This is a genomic window from Streptomyces pseudoechinosporeus (assembly GCF_054783935.1).
In genome coordinates this window covers 123,399-140,300 of the sequence record NZ_BAAGPS010000003.1, presented here as the reverse complement: position 1 = coordinate 140,300, position 16,902 = coordinate 123,399, and the positions used below count along the sequence as shown (strand labels likewise).

The 16,902-nt window shown below is 70.6% G+C and carries 11 protein-coding genes; 5 read left to right on the top strand and 6 right to left on the bottom strand.

From position 1 onward, the window contains the following. Window positions 1-66 precede the first annotated feature (66 nt). The 5 genes from ACYVO6_RS04025 to ACYVO6_RS04005 all read right to left on the bottom strand — a co-directional run bounded on the left by ACYVO6_RS04025 (window position 67) and on the right by ACYVO6_RS04005 (window position 5,499). Window positions 67-1,716 carry a M4 family metallopeptidase gene (locus tag ACYVO6_RS04025; RefSeq protein WP_461057268.1) on the bottom strand — a complete coding sequence of 550 codons (1,650 nt, stop codon included), beginning with the start codon at window positions 1,714-1,716 and terminating at the stop codon, window positions 67-69. A 224-nt stretch (window positions 1,717-1,940) separates the two neighbouring features. Next, on the bottom strand, window positions 1,941-2,573 hold the full coding sequence (locus ACYVO6_RS04020; RefSeq protein WP_461057266.1) for a response regulator: 633 nt from the start codon (window positions 2,571-2,573) through the stop codon (window positions 1,941-1,943). Then, the gene (locus ACYVO6_RS04015) at window positions 2,563-3,828 is read right to left on the bottom strand and encodes a sensor histidine kinase (RefSeq protein ID WP_461057264.1); all 1,266 of its coding nucleotides are present in this window, start codon (window positions 3,826-3,828) and stop codon (window positions 2,563-2,565) included. The genes ACYVO6_RS04020 and ACYVO6_RS04015 overlap by 11 nt, the downstream gene beginning before the upstream one ends. 25 nt (window positions 3,829-3,853) lie before the next feature. Then, window positions 3,854-4,591 (bottom strand): ABC transporter permease, encoded by a 738-nt coding sequence (locus ACYVO6_RS04010; protein ID WP_461057262.1) that lies wholly within the window; start codon window positions 4,589-4,591, stop codon window positions 3,854-3,856. After that, window positions 4,588-5,499, bottom strand: coding sequence for an ABC transporter ATP-binding protein (locus ACYVO6_RS04005; RefSeq protein ID WP_461057260.1), 912 nt, complete (start codon window positions 5,497-5,499; stop codon window positions 4,588-4,590). The genes ACYVO6_RS04010 and ACYVO6_RS04005 overlap by 4 nt, the downstream gene beginning before the upstream one ends. Window positions 5,500-5,684: 185 nt before the next feature. Between ACYVO6_RS04005 and ACYVO6_RS04000 the strand changes: the two genes are divergently transcribed. From ACYVO6_RS04000 to ACYVO6_RS03985, 4 genes are all read left to right on the top strand, one after another. Then, on the top strand, window positions 5,685-7,571 hold the full coding sequence (locus ACYVO6_RS04000; protein WP_461057258.1) for an ABC transporter ATP-binding protein: 1,887 nt from the start codon (window positions 5,685-5,687) through the stop codon (window positions 7,569-7,571). Beyond that, the gene (locus ACYVO6_RS03995; protein ID WP_461057256.1) at window positions 7,568-9,436 is read left to right on the top strand and encodes an ABC transporter ATP-binding protein; all 1,869 of its coding nucleotides are present in this window, start codon (window positions 7,568-7,570) and stop codon (window positions 9,434-9,436) included. Before ACYVO6_RS04000 ends, ACYVO6_RS03995 begins: the two co-directional genes overlap by 4 nt. Before the next feature lie 64 nt (window positions 9,437-9,500). Then, a complete protein-coding gene (locus ACYVO6_RS03990; protein WP_461057254.1) occupies window positions 9,501-11,261 on the top strand; it encodes an ABC transporter ATP-binding protein in 1,761 nt (586 codons plus the stop codon). Between the two features lie 5 nt (window positions 11,262-11,266). Beyond that, window positions 11,267-13,027, top strand: a complete 1,761-nt coding sequence (locus tag ACYVO6_RS03985) for an ABC transporter ATP-binding protein (RefSeq protein ID WP_461057488.1) — start codon at window positions 11,267-11,269, stop codon at window positions 13,025-13,027. A gap of 10 nt (window positions 13,028-13,037) precedes the next feature. On the opposite strand, the gene glgX is transcribed toward ACYVO6_RS03985, so the two are convergent. Beyond that, window positions 13,038-15,359: a glycogen debranching protein GlgX gene (gene glgX, locus ACYVO6_RS03980; RefSeq protein WP_461057251.1), complete on the bottom strand. Its 2,322-nt coding sequence runs from the start codon at window positions 15,357-15,359 to the stop codon at window positions 13,038-13,040. A gap of 197 nt (window positions 15,360-15,556) precedes the next feature. Here glgX and ACYVO6_RS03975 point away from each other — a divergent pair, with 197 nt between their 5' ends. After that, window positions 15,557-16,750, top strand: coding sequence for a L,D-transpeptidase (locus tag ACYVO6_RS03975; RefSeq protein ID WP_461057249.1), 1,194 nt, complete (start codon window positions 15,557-15,559; stop codon window positions 16,748-16,750). Window positions 16,751-16,902: the final 152 nt, after the last annotated feature.

Below are 16,902 nucleotides of genomic sequence, written 5' to 3'. Positions count from 1 at the left end.
TAGGGCAGCCCCCGGAGCGCCTTCTTTTCGGGGGCTGCCCATGTGCGTGCGGTGACTGGCTGAGCGTCAGTTCACGTTGACCGCGGCCCAGGCCGCCTGAACCGCCTTGTACTCCGTGCTCGTTGAGCCGTAGAGGTCGCTCGCCGCGCTGAGTGTCGCGGTGCGGGCGCCCGCGTACCGCGTCGTCGACGTCATGTACTCGGTCAGCGCCTTGTACCAGATCTGGACCGCCTTGTCGCGGCCGATGCCGGTGATGGTGGAGCCGTTGGAGGTGGGGGAGTCGTAGGTGACTCCGTTGATCGTCTTGGTGCCGCTGCCCTCGCTCAGCAGGTAGAAGAAGTGGTTCGCCGGGCCCGAGGAGTGGTGGACGTCCATGCCGCCGAGGCTGGAGGACCAGGCGTCGGCCGAGTCGCCGTCCTTGCTCGGCTTGTCCATGTAACGCAGCGGCGTGCCGTCGCCGTTGATGTCGATCTTCTCGCCGATCAGGTAGTCGCCCACGTCCGACGAGTTCGCCGCGTAGAACTCCACCGCCGTGCCGAAGATGTCGGACGTCGCCTCGTTCAACCCGCCTGATTCACCGCTGTAGTTGAGGCCCGCGGTGTTGGAGGTGACGCCGTGCGTCATCTCGTGGCCGGCCACGTCGATCGACGTCAGCGGTTTCGCGTTGCCCGCGCCGTCGCCGTACGTCATGCAGAAGCAAGCGTCGGACCAGAAGGCGTTGACGTACGCGTTGCCGTAGTGGACGCGGGAGTAGGCGGCTACGCCGTCGTTCCTGATGCCGCTGCGGCCGAGGACGTTCTTGTAGAAGTCCCAGGTGACCTGCGCGCCGAAGTGCGCGTCGACGGCGGCGGTCTGGGCGTTGGAGGCCGCGCCCGTGCCCCAGGTGTCGTCGGCGTCGGTGAAGAGGGTGCCGGTGCCGGAGGTGCCGCGGTTGAGGTTGTACGTCTTATTGGCGCCCCGGGTCGGGTCGTTGAGCTGGTACGTCGAGCCCGACTGCGAGGTGCCGATGGTGACGTCGCCGCTGTACTGGCTGTGGCCCGTACCGTTCTTGATCGCCTCCCACTCGTACAGCTTCTCGCCCGTGGTGGCGTCCGTGATGACGTGCAGCTCCTGCGGGGTGCCGTCGTGCTGGAAGCCGCCGACGACCGTCTCGTACGCGAGGGCCGGCTTGCCGCTCGCCGCCCAGATGACCTTGCGGGGGGCTTTGTCGGCCGCGGACTTCTTGCTGCCCTCGGCCTGCGCCGCCTTCAACGCCTGCTTCTCCGCGGTGGACTTGGCGATGTCGGGCGTGACGTCGGTGACCTTGACGTCGGCCTTCGTCGCCCTGGTCACGCCTTCCGTCTTCCCGGACTTGGTCTCGTGGATCACCAAGTCGCCGCCGAGGACGGGGAGTCCGTCGTACGTGCGCTCGTAGCGGGTGTGCGTGGTGCCGTCGGCGTCCTTGATGACGTCTCTGACGACCAGCTTCTCCTTGGCGCCGAGGCCTATCTCGTCGGCCGTTTCGGTGGTCGCCGCGTCGGCCTTCTTGATCAGGCTCGTACGGGCTGCCGCCGACAACTGGACCGGAGCGCCCGCGAGTTGCGTGTCGGCGGAGGGCTCGGCGCCGGACTGGGCGGTGGCGCCGGTGGTCAGACCGGCGGTGAGGAGGGCTCCGGCCGCGACGGCGGTGGCGATGGCCAGAGTTGTGCGCTTGTGACGCGCGTAGAGGGGGGTCACACAAGCTCCTTTGTGGGGGGTCTCGACAGGCATGGGCGGCCCGTCGGACGGGGGAAGGGGCGTGCGGGTGCTGTGCGGCAGCTATGTGGGAGTGCCGCGTGAGGTGAAGAGTGCCAGGTGAGACGCGTACATGTCAGTGGGGCAAACGGATGTTGGCCAGAAATCGTCCGTGGCACCTACAGCCGACGGCTGGAGGGTGCGCGTGCCTCCGGCACGCGCTCAACTCAGCCCAGAATCCCCCGGTCGTACCCCACCGCCACCGCAGCCGCCCGGTCCTTGACTCCCAACTTGGCGTACAGGTGCGTGAGATGCGTCTTGACCGTGGCTTCGCTGATGAAGAGGACTCGGGCGATCTCGCGGTTCGAGGTGCCCTTGGCGACCAGCGCCAGGACCTCGCGTTCGCGGGCCGACAGCGGCTCGTTGGCGGGGGCCCGGACCGCCGAGACCAAGCGGGATGCCACCGCTGGAGACAGGACCGTACGGCCCTCCGCCGCCGCGCGGACCGCGCTGAAGAGTTCCTCCCTCGGGGCGTCCTTCAGGAGGTAACCCGTCGCGCCCGCCTCGATCGCGGAGAGGGTGTCGGAGTCCGTGTCGTACGTCGTCAGGACCAGGATCTTGGCGCGGGCGCCTTGGCGGGTCAGCTCAGCGATGGCCTCTACGCCGTTGCCGCCGGGCATGCGGAGGTCCATCAACACGACGTCCGGGTCCAGGGATTGGGCCAGCGTCACGGCCTCCACGCCGTTCGACGCCTCGCCCAGCACCGTGAATCCCGGTGCCGATTCGAACATGCCGCGCAGACCGTCCCGTACGACGGGGTGGTCGTCGACGATGAGAAGCGTGATGGCGTCATCGGTCATGGCGTACCAACGGTACGCGAGCCGACACCGCCGTACCGTGCCCTGGTTCGGACTCCACGGTCAGCGAGCCCGCGATGCGTTCGGCGCGGGCACGCATGCCGTCGAGGCCGAAGCCGCCGTGGCCGTTGCGGGAGGGGAGGGCGAGGGGGTCGAAGCCGCGGCCGTCGTCGCGTACGTCGAGGACGACCTCGTCGCCCATGAAGGAGAGGGTGACGCCGAGGCGGCCGGCGTCGGCGTGCCGGGAGGCGTTGGACAGGGCCTCCTGGACGATGCGCAGCAGGGTCGCCGAGACCTCCTCGTGCAGGTGCTCGGCGGTGCCCGTGGTGGTGAACTCGGCGCGTATGCCCGTACGTTCGGCCCATTCGGCGACCGTCTTCCGCAGCGCCTGGGGCAGCCCGTCGTGTTCCAGGGCGATCGGCGCGAGGTTCTGCACGGAGCGGCGGGCCTCGCCGAGGCTGTGGCGGGCGAGGTCGGAGGCGCGGTCGAGGTGGGTGCGGGCGGTCGGCAGGTCGGGGGCGTTCGCGACGACCTGGAGCTGGGCGATGATGCCGGTCAGGCCCTGCGCGATGGTGTCGTGGATCTCGGCGGCCAGTCGGCGCCGTTCGTCGGCGACGCCCGCTTCCCTTGCCTGGACTAGGAGTTGGGCGTGAAGGGCGGCGTTTTCGTCGAGGGCTTGCTGCAAGGCGGTGTTGGTGCGCTCGAGTTCGGCGATGGTCTCGGACCTGGCGCGGGAGCGCTCGTCCTCCTGCTCCATGAGGTGGGCGACCACCATATGCAGGCCGGCGTTGGCGCCCAGGAGCCCGAGGAACGCGATGAACTGGATCAGGCTCTTCGGCGGCAGCCCGCCGGACTGCGAGCCGGCCAGGGAGATCGCGCTGGCGAACAGTCCCAGCCGCCGCCACCTGACCGGGAGGAGTTCGTCGGCGTCCATGAGGCCGGTGGCGGCATAGAACCCGAAGAACGGGTTGATCCAGGTGAGCGCGAAGGCGATCGCCCAGCGGACGACGTAGTACGCCGTCCCGGCCCGGGACGGGGTCCGGCCGTGCTCCGTCCGGCCGAGGCGGATACGCTGCCACCACAGCTGGAGGGCGATCGCGGCGACGACCAGGGCCCCGGCGGCGTACCACTCGACGGGGCTGTCCATCAGCTCGACAGTGACGGCCGACAGGACGACACCGACGCCGAGCAGCCCGTACGGCCCCCAGGTGCGCAACTGCTCCCAGCGCCGGTCGAGTTGCGTGTCCACCGTGGTCATGCACCCAGTCTGCACGGAGGTTCGCCTACTCCCAGCGGAACCAGCGCGCGGCCCCCGCCGTGAGCAGCACCGTCCACGCGACGAGCACGCCCAGGTGGTCCCAGCCCGGCCAGTCGCCCGCCGCCGCCTCGTTCAGAGCCTGGGCCGCCGCGCCGAACGGGGTGAACTCGACGATGCGGGCGAGGACATCCGGCATCGTCTGGACGGGTATATAGACACCCGCGCAGAACATGCTCGGGAAGAACGCCGCGGTACCGACGGCCGTCGCCGCCTTCGAGGTGCGGGCCAGCGCCGACACCAGGGCGCCCATGGCCAGGGCGACCGCCACGGCGAGCAGCAGCGCCAGTACGTATCCGAAGGGCTGGCGCGGCAGGGCCACGTCGAACACGATCCGGCCCACTGACAGCGCGAGCAGCGCCGACAGTACGGCGGCGGCGCCGTGCAGCCCCATGTGCGCGGACAGCAACGCGCTCGGGCGTACCGGAGTCGTCGACATACGGCGCAGGATGCCGCGCTCGCGGTAACCGGTGATGCCCGGCGGCAGGGACTGAAGACCGGCCACGATCATGCCGAGCAGCACCGTCACCGGTACGTACGTGTCGACGATCCGGATGCCGCCGAGGTCGTCCTGGGTGGTCCGGAACGCCGGGATGCTGCCGAGGATCACCAGGAGCAGGGTGGGGAACACCAGGATCCAGAAGTGCGCCCCGGGTTCGCGGCCGAAGAGCCGGGCCTCGGCCTTCAGTACGGCGGTGCTGCTCATCGTGCGACTCCCGTCAGATCGAGGAAGGCGTCGTCCAACGTGGCGTCGGTGACGCGGAGTTGATGGGCCGTGATGTGCTGCCGGGCGAGCAGTGTGATGACGGCGTTGACGGTCTCGTCGGTGCCGCCGAGGGTGATCCGGCCGTCCTTGTACTCGACGGAGGCCACGGCGGGCAGCGCGGCCAGCTCGCGTTCGTCGAGCGGCGCCGAGGGCGTGAAGCTGATGACGGTGGAGTTCGCGGCGCGGCTGATCAGCCCTTGGGGTGTGTCCAGCGCGGCGATCCGGCCCTGGTCGATGACCGCGATCCGGTCGCAGAGGCGCTGCGCCTCCTCCATGAAGTGGGTGACGAGGAGGACGGTGACGCCGTTCGCCCGGATGTCCTCGATGAGCTCCCAGGTGTCACGGCGGGCCCGCGGGTCGAGTCCGCTGGTCAGCTCGTCGAGCACGACGACCTTCGGATCGCCGATCAGCGCGAGCGCGATGAACAGGCGCTGCTTCTGGCCGCCGCTGAGCTTTGCGAATCGAGTGTCCAACTTGCCGGTGAGGCCCAGGCGTTCGGCGAGCGGGCGCCAGTCGGCGGGGCTCGGGTAGAAGGCGGCGTACAGTTCCAGTGCCTCGCGGACGGTGAGTTTCTCCTGGAGTTCGCTCTCCTGGAGCTGGGCGCCGAGGACGCGGCTGACGGCGTCGTGGTCCGCGACGGGGTCGAGGCCGGTGACGCGTACGCGGCCCGCGTCCGGGATCCGCAGGCCCTCCACGCATTCCACGGTGGTCGTCTTGCCGGCGCCGTTCGGGCCGAGGATGCCGAAGATCTCCCCCTCCTCGACGGCGAAGGAGACGCCGTCGACGACGGCCCTCCCTCCGTACGACTTGCGCAGTCCGGTGACTTCGATGACGGGTTCGCTGGTCATGCATCGAGGGTCCCCGGCAGCCGGGGCCGCGCACATCGGCCGTCTCGCTCGAACGGGCATCGGCCGATCGGTTGATGCGGAGGTACGACTCCGCAGGTCGGACAGGGCCTAGGACCATCGGACGAGCGCAGGACCGGCCGAAACTCGGTGGGCGGTGTCAGTGCCGATCCGTAGGCTCACTACTGATGGCCACCACACCCGCAGTCACCGATGACAAGGACCTCACGGACAAAGACCTGGCCGGTCGTCCCGACGGCGACCGTTCCGTCGTACGGATTCTGCTGCGCCTGTGGCCGTACGTACGACCCGTGCGGGCGCGGCTGTTCTCGGCGGCGTTCGTCGCGATCCTCGCCTCGTGTACGGGGCTGGTGATCCCGCTCGTCCTGAAGTGGATCGTGGACGGTCCTGTGGCCGACCGGGATCCGCGCGGGGTGTGGCTGGGGGCGCTGTATCTGCTGCTGCTCGGGCTCGCCGAAGCGCTGCTGTTCGGGCTGCGGCGGTGGCTGGTGGCACGGCCGCTGGCCGGTGTCGAAGCGTCGATGAGGGCGGATCTGTACCGGCATCTGCAACGGCTGCCGGTGGCCTTCCACGACCGCTGGCCCTCGGGACAACTGCTGTCGCGGGGCACGACCGACCTGATGCTGCTGCGCATGTTCCTGGCCTTTCCGCTGACGTTCCTGCTGGTCAACGGCGTGACCATCATCGTCGGCGTGCTCATCATGCTGGCGCAGGACTGGACGCTCGGGCTGGTCATCCTGGGGCCGGTCGTACCCGTGATCGTCGTGTGTTCCGTCTTCGAGAAGCGATACGCCGATGTGGCGCGGCTCGCGCAGGACCAGGTGGGCGATCTGACGACGGTCGTCGAGGAGAGCGTCCTCGGGATCCGGATCATCAAGGGGTTCGGGCGGCACCGCAGCCAGTCGCGGGCCTTCCGGAAGCTGTCCCGGACCCTGCGCGGCACCGAGCTGCGCAAGGCCCGGCTGCTCGCCGCGATCTGGGCCGTCATCATGACGCTGCCCGAGCTGGCCATCGGGGCGGCGCTCGTTCTCGGGACGGTGCAGGTCGCGGACGGTGCGCTGTCCGCGGGCACACTCGTCGCCTTCCTCTCCACCGCGCTGGCGCTGCGCTGGCCGGTCGACTCCATCGGATTCCTGCTGGCCATGACCCAGGAGGCGGCTACGGCGACGGAGCGGTACTTCGAGGTGATGGACGCGGAGCCGGAGAGTACCGAGAGCACGGGCAGCCGAGTGTCGCCCGAGGACGCCGCCTCCGTACAGAGCGTGGGCGGTCTCCGGTTCCACTCCGTATCGTTCCGCTATCCCGACGCCCCCGCGGACGCTCCTCCCGTACTCGACCGGATCGACCTCCACATCCGCCCGGGCGAGTCCATGGCTCTCGTCGGCGCGACCGGCACGGGCAAGACCACCCTCACGGCCCTCGTCCCCCGCCTCCACGAGGTGACCTCGGGCCGGATCACGCTGGACGGCGAGGACATCACGGCGATGCCCCGCGAGGAGCTGCGCTCCAAGGTCGCCGTGGCCTTCGAGGAGCCCACCCTGTTCTCGGCGTCCGTCGGGGAGAACGTCCTCATGGGCGCCCCACCGGACGCGGGAGAACGGGAGTTGGAGCGTGCCCTCGCCATCGCCCAGGCCGACTTCACCCACGCCCTCCCGCACGGCACCGACACCCAGGTCGGCGAGCAGGGCCTCAGTCTCTCCGGTGGTCAGCGGCAACGGCTCGCGCTGGCGAGGGCGGTCGTGGGCCGCCCCCGTTTCCTCGTGCTCGACGACCCGCTCTCCGCCCTGGACGTGCACACGGAGGCCGCCGTCGAGGCCGCCCTGCGCCGCGTACTCGCGGAGACGACCGCTCTGATCGTGGCGCACCGCCCGTCCACGGTCCTGCTCGCCGACCGCGTGGCCCTGCTCTCCGGCGGCCGGATCGCCGCGACCGGCACACACCACGAGCTGCTGCGCACGAACGCCGAGTACGCCCGACTGATGTCCGGCACGGAACACCCGGAAGCCGACGGCGAGTACGGCGAGACCGTCGCGGACAAGGAGGACGACCGATGACCGCGGCGCCCACGACCACCGCGCCGAACCAGGAACCGCGCAAGGACCGGCCCGTCGGCGACCCCCCGGAGGCAGGCGACGCCTTCGACCGCGACGCCCTCCCCACCCCACCGGGCGCGACCGCCGCCCTGCTGCGCTCCCTGCTCGCCCCGATGAAAGCCCGCGTCGCCCTCACCTCCCTGCTGCTCCTGCTCCAGCAGGCGGCGGTGCAGGCGGGCCCGCTGCTCGTGGCGTACGCCATCGACCGTGCCGTCCCCGCGTTCCGGGACGACCGGCACGGGCCGCTGATCGCGGTCGCGGTCGGGTATCTGCTGTGCGCGCTGGCCTCGGGCGGGCTCCAGTACGCGTTCATCACCGCGTCCGCGCGCGTCAACCAGGACGTGCTGCTCGACCTGCGCGGCCGGATCTTCCGCCACGCCCAGGCGCTGAGCATCGACTTCCACGAGCGCTACACCTCGGGCCGCCTCATCTCCCGCTCCACCACGGACGTCGAGTCCCTGCGCGAACTGCTCGACGAGGGCCTGCAGGAACTCATCACCGTCATCATCTCCTTCGTCTACATCTCGGCGATGCTGCTCTGGCTCGATCTGGGCCTCGGGGCGGTGGCCGTGGCGTCGTTCGCGCCGCTCTACCTGTTCATCCGCCAGTACCGGCGCCGCGCCGGCCGCGTCTACGCCATCCGCTCGACCGCGATCGCCGCCGTGATCGTGAAGTTCGCCGAGACGATGAACGGCATCCGGCCCGTGCGCGCGTTTCGCCGCGAGGAGAGCAACGACAGGGAGTTCCGGGTCCTCAACCACCGGCACGAGCGCAAGAACGGCGACGCCCTGCTGGAAATGGCCCGCTACGTCGTCAAGTCCCGGCTGGTCGCCAACACGACGGTCGCGGCGATCGTCCTGTGGGGCGCGTACCGGGTGGCATCGGAATCGCTGGCGCTCGGTGTACTGGCCGCCTCGGTCCTCTATCTGCGCCGTCTGTACGACCCCATCGACCGGCTGGGCATGTTCCTCAACTCCTACCAGTCGGCCGCCGCCTCACTGGAGAAGATCGCGGGCCTGCTCGCCCAGACCCCCACCGTGCCGGAGCCCGCCGAGCCGAAGCCCCTGCCCGCGCTCGCCTCCGCACAGCCGGGCCGCGAGGTCGTCTTCGACGGCGTGCGGTTCGGCTACCGCACGGGCGGCGAAGTGCTGCCGCGCTTCGACCTGACACTCCCTGCCGGGCAGACCGTCGCCGTGGTCGGCTCGACGGGCGCGGGCAAGTCGACACTCGCCAAACTCCTGGCCCGCTTCTACGACCCCACGGCCGGCCGCATCCTCCTGGACGGCGTCGACCTGCGCGAGCTCGCCGTGCCCGAACTCCGGCGCGGGGTGGTGATGGTGACGCAGGAGGCCTTCCTCTTCTCCGGCACGGTCGCCGAGAACATCGCCATCGGCCGCCCCGACGCCCCCCGCGAGGAGATCGAGCGCGCCGCGAAGGCCATCGGCGCCCATGACTTCATCAGCGCCCTGCCCGACGGCTACGACACCGACGTACGCAAACGGGGTGGCCGTATCTCAGCAGGCCAGCGCCAACTCGTCGCGTTCGCCCGGGCGTTGCTCGCCGACCCGGCGGTCCTGATCCTCGACGAGGCGACCAGCTCCCTGGACATCCCCGGTGAACGGGCCGTCCAGCGCGCCATGTCGACCGTCCTGCGGGGCCGCACGGCGGTCGTCATCGCGCACCGCCTGTCGACGGTGGAGATCGCCGACCGGGTGCTGGTGATGGAACACGGTCGGATCGTCGAGGACGGCTCGCCCGCCGAACTCGTCGCCGCGACCGGCAGGTTCGCGGATCTGCATCAGGCGTGGCGGGAAAGCCTGGTCTAGCGGCGGGCTGGCGATGGGGCATGTCAGCGGACGGTTGATGGTCGATGGGGAGGGTGGTCAACGGGTGGGGCAGATCGATGCGTACGGGGATCCGGGTACGCCCGACTGTCGAAGCGGCGGCCGGTATCTGTGGTGGCTGGTCAGGGTCCAGCCGGGCCGGTCCGCCGCCGGTGCGCTGCTGGGCAGCGTGTGGTTGGTGCTGATGGCGCTGGCGCCGTACCTGCTGGCCCGCGCGATCGACGACGGTCTGGAGCCGGGCGACCGGGCCGCGCTGATCGGCTGGGCCGCCGCACTGCTCGGCATGGGGGCGTTCAACGCCTGGCTGAGCATCATGCGGCACCGCACGATGACCAGGGTCCGGATGGACGCCAACTTCCGCACGGTGAAGGTCGTGGTCGGCCATGCGGTCCGGCTGGGCGCCGCGCTGTCGCGCCGAGCCGGGGCCGGGGAGGTCGTCACGATCGGCGTCGGCGACGCCCACACGATCAGCCAGTCCCTGACCGTGGTCGGGCCCGGCGTCGGCGCGATCGTCGCCTACCTGGTCGTCGCCGGGCTGCTGCTGACGGTCTCGCCCCTGCTCGCCGGAGTCGTTCTGCTCGGCATCCCGGCGATGGCCGTCGTGGCCGGTCCGCTGCTGGGGCGGCTGCAGAACGCGGAGACCACCTACCGCGAACGGCAGAGCGTACTGACGGCACGCATCGGCGACCTCGCGAGCGGACTGCGCGTCCTCAACGGCCTGGGCGGCAAAGGCCTGATAGCCGACGCCTTCCACCGGGACTCACAGCGGCTGCGGGCCCAGGGCTACCGGGTCGGGGCGGTGACCAGCTGGCTCCAGGCGCTGGGTATCGGGCTGCCGACGGTGTTCCTCGCCGTGGTGACCTGGCTGGCGGCCCGGCAGGCCGCTCAAGGGAAGCTCACCGTGGGCGAGTTGGTGTCGGTGTACGGCTATGTCGCCGTCCTGGTGCCGATGGTGGGGTTCTTCGTGGAGTGCGGCTACGGGATCAGCCGCGGACTGGTGGCCGCGCGGCGCGTCGTAGATTTCCTGCGGCTGGAGCCGCCCGCCGACCACGGCACCCTCCCCCACGCTCGAACCGACTCGCGCGGGGGGACCCCCATCGCTCCCGCGGAGCCCTCGGTGCTGCACGACCCGGAGTCCGGAGTTCGGGTGGTGCCCGGCCGACTGACCGCGCTGGCCGGTGCCCGCCCCGCCGAGTCCGCGGCCGTGATCGACCGCCTCGGCCGGTACGTCGAGTCGGCGGCGACCTGGGGCGGCGTACGCCTCGACGAGATCGAACTGGCGCAGCTGCGCAAGCGGATCCTGGTCGCGGACAACGAGGCCGACCTGTTCGCGGGAACACTGCGGGAGCTGGTGTCCGGCAACCGGGACCCAGGCGAGGAGGACATCGCACGCGCCGTGCACACGGCCGTGGCCGACGACATCGTCCTCGGCCTGCCCGACGGACTCGACTCGGCCGTCGACGCACAGGGCCGCAGCCTGTCCGGCGGCCAGCGCCAGCGCGTACGGCTCGTACGGGCGCTGCTGGCCGACGCCGAGGTGCTGCTCGCCGTCGAACCCACTTCGGCACTCGACGCCCACACCGAGGCCGCCGTCGCGGACCGGCTGCGGGCCGGGCGGGCGGGCCGTACGACCGTCGTGACCAGCACCTCGCCGCTCGTACTGGACCGGGCGGACACCGTGTTCTACCTGGTCGACGGCAAGGTCGCGGCAAGCGGGAGCCATCACCGGCTCCTGGATGAGGAGCCCGGATACCGGGCGCTCGTGGCTCGCGACGCGGACGTGGACGCAGAGGAGGCCGTTCGGTGACATCGGTGACGAAGCAGTCCTCTGGTCAGCTGCCCGTCGCCGAAGCGGCCGATGTGCGGCGGGCGGCGGGGCGGCTGATCCGGGCGGACGGGCGCGCCTTCGCCGCCGTGCTCGCCCTGAACGCGCTGGCCGCCGCCGTCGGACTCGTCGGACCCTGGCTGCTCGGCCGCATCATCGACGAGGTCCGGGCGGGCGGCGGCGTGGACGTCGTGGACCGGCTGGCGCTTGCCATTCTGCTGTGCGCGCTGGCGCAGTTGCTGCTGGCGCGGTGGGCCCGGTATGTGGGACACCGGTTCGGGGAGCGGACGCTGGCGCGGGTGCGCGAGCAGTTCGTCGAGCGGGCCCTGTCGCTGCCCGCCTCGGTCGTGGAGCGGGCGGGCACGGGTGATCTGACCGCGCGGGGCACGGCCGATGTCGCCTTGGTGGGCACCACGCTGCGCGATGCCGGTCCAGAGTTGCTGATCTCCTCGGTGCAGTGCCTGTTCATCCTCGGCGCGGTCTTCGTCCTCGATCCGCTGCTCGGTGCCTGTGCGCTGCTCGGTCAGGCCGGCATCTGGTTCGTGCTGCGCTGGTATCTGCGCCGGGCGCGCGCCGCGTATCTCGCCGAGGGCGCCGCCACGTCGGAGGTCGCCGAGATCGTGGCGGCCACCGCCGCGGGAGCCCGTACGGTCGAGGCCTTCGGACTGCAGGCGCGGCGGATCGCGGCGAGCCGGGACGCGCTGGAGACGTCCCGTCGCACCCGGATGTACACGCTGTTCCTGCGCTGTGTGTTCTTCCTGGTCGTGGAGGTCTCGTACATCGTCCCCGTGGTCGGCGTGCTGCTGGCGGGCAGCGTTCTGCACGAGCGGGGTCTGATGAGCCTGGGTGCGGTGATCGCGGCGGCGCTGTATCTGCGTCAGCTCGAGTCGCCGCTCGACACGATTCTGATGCGGGTCGAGCAGTTGCAGAGCAGCGGCGCTTCGTTCGCCCGCGTGGAGGGGCTGGGGCGGGCACCGCAGGCCTCGGCGGTGTCCTCTCCCACGCCGGAGGACGACCGGATCGATGTCACGGGGGTGCGGTACGCGTACGACCGTGGGGGCGAGGTGCTGCGCGGAGTGGACCTGACGGTGCGGCCCGGGGAGCGGCTGGCGATCGTCGGCCCGTCCGGTGCGGGCAAGACCACGCTGAGCCGGCTGCTCGCGGGGATCGATGCGCCGAGTTCGGGGACGGTGACGGTGGGGCGGGTGCCGATCGCTGCGCTCGGTCCGGAGCAGTTGCGGCGGCAGGTCGTGCTCGTCACCCAGGAGCACCATGTGTTCCTGGGCACGGTCCGGGGCAACCTGCTGATCGCCGAACCGTCCGCTGGAGACGCCGAGTTGTGGGCGGCGCTGGCGGCGGTGGGCGCGGACTGGGTGGCCGAGTTGCCCTTGGGCCTGGACACCGAGCTGGGCCCCACCGGGCACCGCCCGGACGGCTCACAGGCTCAGCAACTCGCCCTGGCGCGGGTGGTGTTGGCGGACCCGCACACGCTGATCCTCGACGAGGCCACGGCGCTGTTGGACCCGTCCACGGCTCGCCATACGGAGCACGCCCTGGCGGCCGTGCTCACCGGCCGCACGGTGATCGCGATCGCCCACCGCCTGCATACGGCCCATGACGCGGACCGGGTGGCTGTCATGGAGGCGGGGTGCCTGACGGAGGTGGGCACGCATGAGAGCTTGGTGGCGGCGGGCGGGGCGTATGCGGCGCTTTGGGGGTCTTGGCACGGACAGGCGTCCGGCGGGTGAGCGCTTGGGTTCACCCCACCACCCGAAGCAGCAAAACCGCCCGCCCCGGTACTGAAATCCCCGCCCCCGCCCGATGCACCACCCCCGGCGCCACCCCCTGCTCCTCCAGCGACGTGTCGACCACGACCTCGTAGCTCTCCGCCCAAGGCGACCCGGGGAGGACGAAGTCCACCGGGCGATCCCCCGCGTGGAGGATCGCGAGGAAGCTGTCGTCCGTGATCGGGGTGCCCTGGGCGTCCCGGCCGGGGATGTCGCGGCCGGAGAGGTACATGGCGAGCGTGGTGGTGGGGGCGTACCAGTCCTGTTCCGTCATCTCCTTGCCGTGGGCCGTGAACCAGGCCAAGTCGCGCAGCCCGTCCGTGGAATGGGCCTTGCCCGAGAAGAACGCCCGGCTCCGCAGCACGGGGTGCTCATGGCGGAGGGCGATCAGGCGGGAGGTGAGGTCGAAGAGGGGCCGCCAGTCGGGGTCGTCCAGCAGCGACCAGTCGACCCAACTGAGCTCGTTGTCCTGGCAGTACGCGTTGTTGTTGCCCCGCTGGGTCCGCCCCAGCTCGTCGCCGGCGAGCAGCATGGGTACGCCCGTCGAGAGCAGCAGAGTCGTCAGCAGGTTCCGCAGTTGGCGGCGCCGCAGGGCACGTATGGACGGGTCGTCCGTCTCGCCCTCCGCCCCGCAGTTCCAGGAACGGTTGTCGTCGGTGCCGTCCCGGTTCCCCTCGCCGTTCGCCGCGTTGCGCTTGTGCTCGTAGGACACCAGGTCGCGGAGGGTGAAGCCGTCGTGGGCGGTCACGAAGTTCACGGAGGCGTAGGGGCGACGGCCGCCCCAGGCGTACAGGTCGCTGGAGCCGGACAGGCGGTACCCCAGGTCGCGTACGTCCGGCAGGGCGCCCCGCCAGAAGTCGCGTACCGCGTTCCGGTAGCGGTCGTTCCACTCCGTCCACAAGGGTGGAAACGCCCCGACCTGATAGCCGCCCGACCCCACGTCCCAGGGTTCCGCGATCAGCTTCACCCGGCGCAGCACCGGGTCCTGCGCGATGACCGCCAGGAACGGGGACAGCATGTCCACGTCGTGCATCGAGCGGGCCAGCGCCGCCGCCAGGTCGAAGCGGAAACCGTCCACGCCCATCTCCGTCACCCAGTAGCGGAGCGAGTCCGTGATCAGGCGCAGGACGTGCGGCTGGACGACGTGCAGGGTGTTGCCGCAGCCCGTGTAGTCCGCGTACCGGCGCGCGTCCTGCTGGAGCCGGTAGTAGCCGCGGTTGTCGATGCCGCGGAGCGACAGCGTCGGGCCCAACTCGCTTGCCTCGGCCGTGTGGTTGTAGACCACGTCGAGGATGACCTCGATACCGGCGGCGTGCAGCGCGCGCACCATGCGCCGGAACTCGCCGACCTGCTGGCCCCTCGTCCCGGAGGCCGCGTACGCCGCGTGGGGGGCGAAGTAGCCGATGGAGTTGTAGCCCCAGTAGTTCTTCAGGCCCCGCCGCAGCAGATGGTCCTCGTGCGCGAACTGATGCACCGGCAGCAGTTCGACCGCCGTCACGCCCAGTTTCACCAGGTGCTCGATCGCCGCCGGGTGCGCCAACCCCGCGTACGTACCCCGCAGTTCCTCGGGAATGTCCGGGTGCAGACGGGTGAAGCCGCGCACATGCACCTCGTAGATCACCGAATCCGCCCACGGCGTCTTCGGGCGGCGGTCGTCCGCCCACTCGTCGTCGGGTGCGTCATCGTGGACGACGACACCCTTCGGGACGTACGGCGCCGAGTCCCGGTCGTCGCGCACGGTGTCGGCGGCCTGCTGCTGGGGCCAGTCGCGGACGTGCCCGTACACCTCGGGCGGCAGACCGAAGTCGCCGTCGACGGCACGCGCGTACGGATCGAGGAGGAGCTTCGCCGGGTTCCAGCGGGCGCCCGTCCACGGGTCCCAGCGGCCGTGCACACGGAAGCCGTACCGCTGTCCCGGCCGCACGCCCGGCACGAAACCGTGCCAGATCTCGTGGGTCAGTTCGGTGAGCGGCAGCCGCTTCTCCGCGCCCTCGTCATCGAAGAGGCACAGCTCGACCGACTCCGCGCCGCCCGCCCACAGTGCGAAGTTGGTGCCCGCGACACCGTCGGGACCGACCCGGAAGCGCACCCCCAGCGGGGTCGGGGCACCGGGCCATACGGGCACGGCGGGCGCCGTACGCGCAGCGCCGTTCAGCACGGGGGACGGGGCATGCCCCTGTGGAGCGGAAGCGGGCAGCCCGTTGCCCGGGGCGAGCTTCTGCTGACCGGGCAGCCCGTCGCCCGGCGCGCGCCCCTTCTGCTGCTCGATCTCCTGCTCGGGTGCGCTCGACACCTGTTCAACCTCCAGCGGCTCGGTTGAACGGCGCCAAGAAGAGCTCACGGCGTCCCTGCCGTGGTGGCTCATCGTCGCGTCGTCCTTCCCACTGTTCTGCCCAGAGCAGGGCTCGCACTCACGTTTCCCAGGAGGGGACAGATCGTTGTGTGCACGTGATGGACGCACACAGGCGCACGCGGCGCGCACGGTCAGTGATGGCCGCCGTACTGACATGGGCAGGGCTGCTGGCCGCTGCCACGGCATGCACCCCCAACGGGCTCGACGGCATGCTCGGCAAGCCCCGCTCGCCCGAGGAGATGATCCGCATCCTGCCCGACGACGGCAGCAGGGCCGTACGCCCGGACCAGGAGCTGAAAGTACTGGTGGAGTCCGGGCGCCTGGAGTCCGTGAAGGTCGTCAAGTCCCAGGACGCGCAGGAGTCCCCGGTCCCCGGGCGCATCGAAGCAGACGGCATGACCTGGCGGCCGGACGGCGACCGGAGGCTGGAACCGGCCGCCAAGTACACCGTGGACGCGGTCGCCCTCGACGGGCACGGACGGCGGGTGGCGCGGCATACGACGTTCCGGACGCACGTCCCTGACAAGCGGCTCATCGGACACATCGCCCCCGGGCACCGGTCGACCGTCGGCACCGGAATGATCGTCTCGCTTCAGTTCAACCGCGAGATCCAGAACCGGGCCGCCGTCGAGCGCGCGATCCACGTACGGGCCCGTCCCGCCGTCGAGATCCGCCCGCACTGGTTCGGCAAGGACCGGCTGGACTTCCGGCCCGAGAAATACTGGAAGCCGGGTACGAAGGTCACCGTCGGCCTGCGGCTGCGGGACGTCGAGGCGGCGCCCGGCGTCTACGGGGTCCAGCACCGGACCTACTCCTTCACCGTCGGCCGCAGCCAGACCAGCCTCGTCGACGCCGCCGAGCACACCATGAAGGTACGCCGCGACGGCAAGCTCCTCGCCACCGTGCCGATCACCGCGGGCGCCCCCAAGACGACGACGTACAACGGGAAGATGGTGGTCACCGAGAAGCTCGAGGTGACCCGGATGAACGGCGCCACGGTCGGTTTCAAGGACGCCGACGGCAAGGGCGAGTACGACATCCCGGACGTCCCGCACGCGATGCGGCTCACCAACTCCGGGACCTTCCTGCACGGCAACTACTGGGCGCGGGGCGTCTTCGGCAACGCCAATGTCAGCCACGGCTGTGTGGGCCTGCGCGATGTGAAGGGCGGCAGCTCCGCCACCCCGGCGGGCTGGTTCTTCGACCGCAGCCTGGTCGGTGACGTCGTCGAAGTCGTGCACAGCGATGACAAGAAGGTCGCTCCCGACAACGGGCTCGGAGGATGGAACATGGCATGGAAGGAGTGGAAGGCGGGCTCCGCCGTGAATTAGACGGCCATGGGCAGGACATAACACGGACAGAGGGGGGTGAACACGAGATCACTTTCAGCTGAACTTGCGACTGAAAAGTGACAATTACGAGGAGCCACCGCTGCTGGTCATATGGTTAATTGGCGCGGTGCGCGTGTGCGACGCGCAGGAGT

Bases quoted from the DNA above. Each gene is read 5' to 3' on its own strand.
- ACYVO6_RS04020 (WP_461057266.1), bottom strand. From the start codon at position 2,573: ATGACCGATGACGCCATCACGCTTCTCATCGTCGACGACCACCCCGTC.
- ACYVO6_RS04015 (WP_461057264.1), bottom strand. From the start codon at position 3,828: ATGACCACGGTGGACACGCAACTCGACCGGCGCTGGGAGCAGTTGCGC.
- ACYVO6_RS04010 (WP_461057262.1), bottom strand. From the start codon at position 4,591: ATGAGCAGCACCGCCGTACTGAAGGCCGAGGCCCGGCTCTTCGGCCGC.
- ACYVO6_RS04005 (WP_461057260.1), bottom strand. From the start codon at position 5,499: ATGACCAGCGAACCCGTCATCGAAGTCACCGGACTGCGCAAGTCGTAC.
- ACYVO6_RS04000 (WP_461057258.1), top strand. From the start codon at position 5,685: ATGGCCACCACACCCGCAGTCACCGATGACAAGGACCTCACGGACAAA.
- ACYVO6_RS03995 (WP_461057256.1), top strand. From the start codon at position 7,568: ATGACCGCGGCGCCCACGACCACCGCGCCGAACCAGGAACCGCGCAAG.
- ACYVO6_RS03975 (WP_461057249.1), top strand. From the start codon at position 15,557: ATGGCCGCCGTACTGACATGGGCAGGGCTGCTGGCCGCTGCCACGGCA.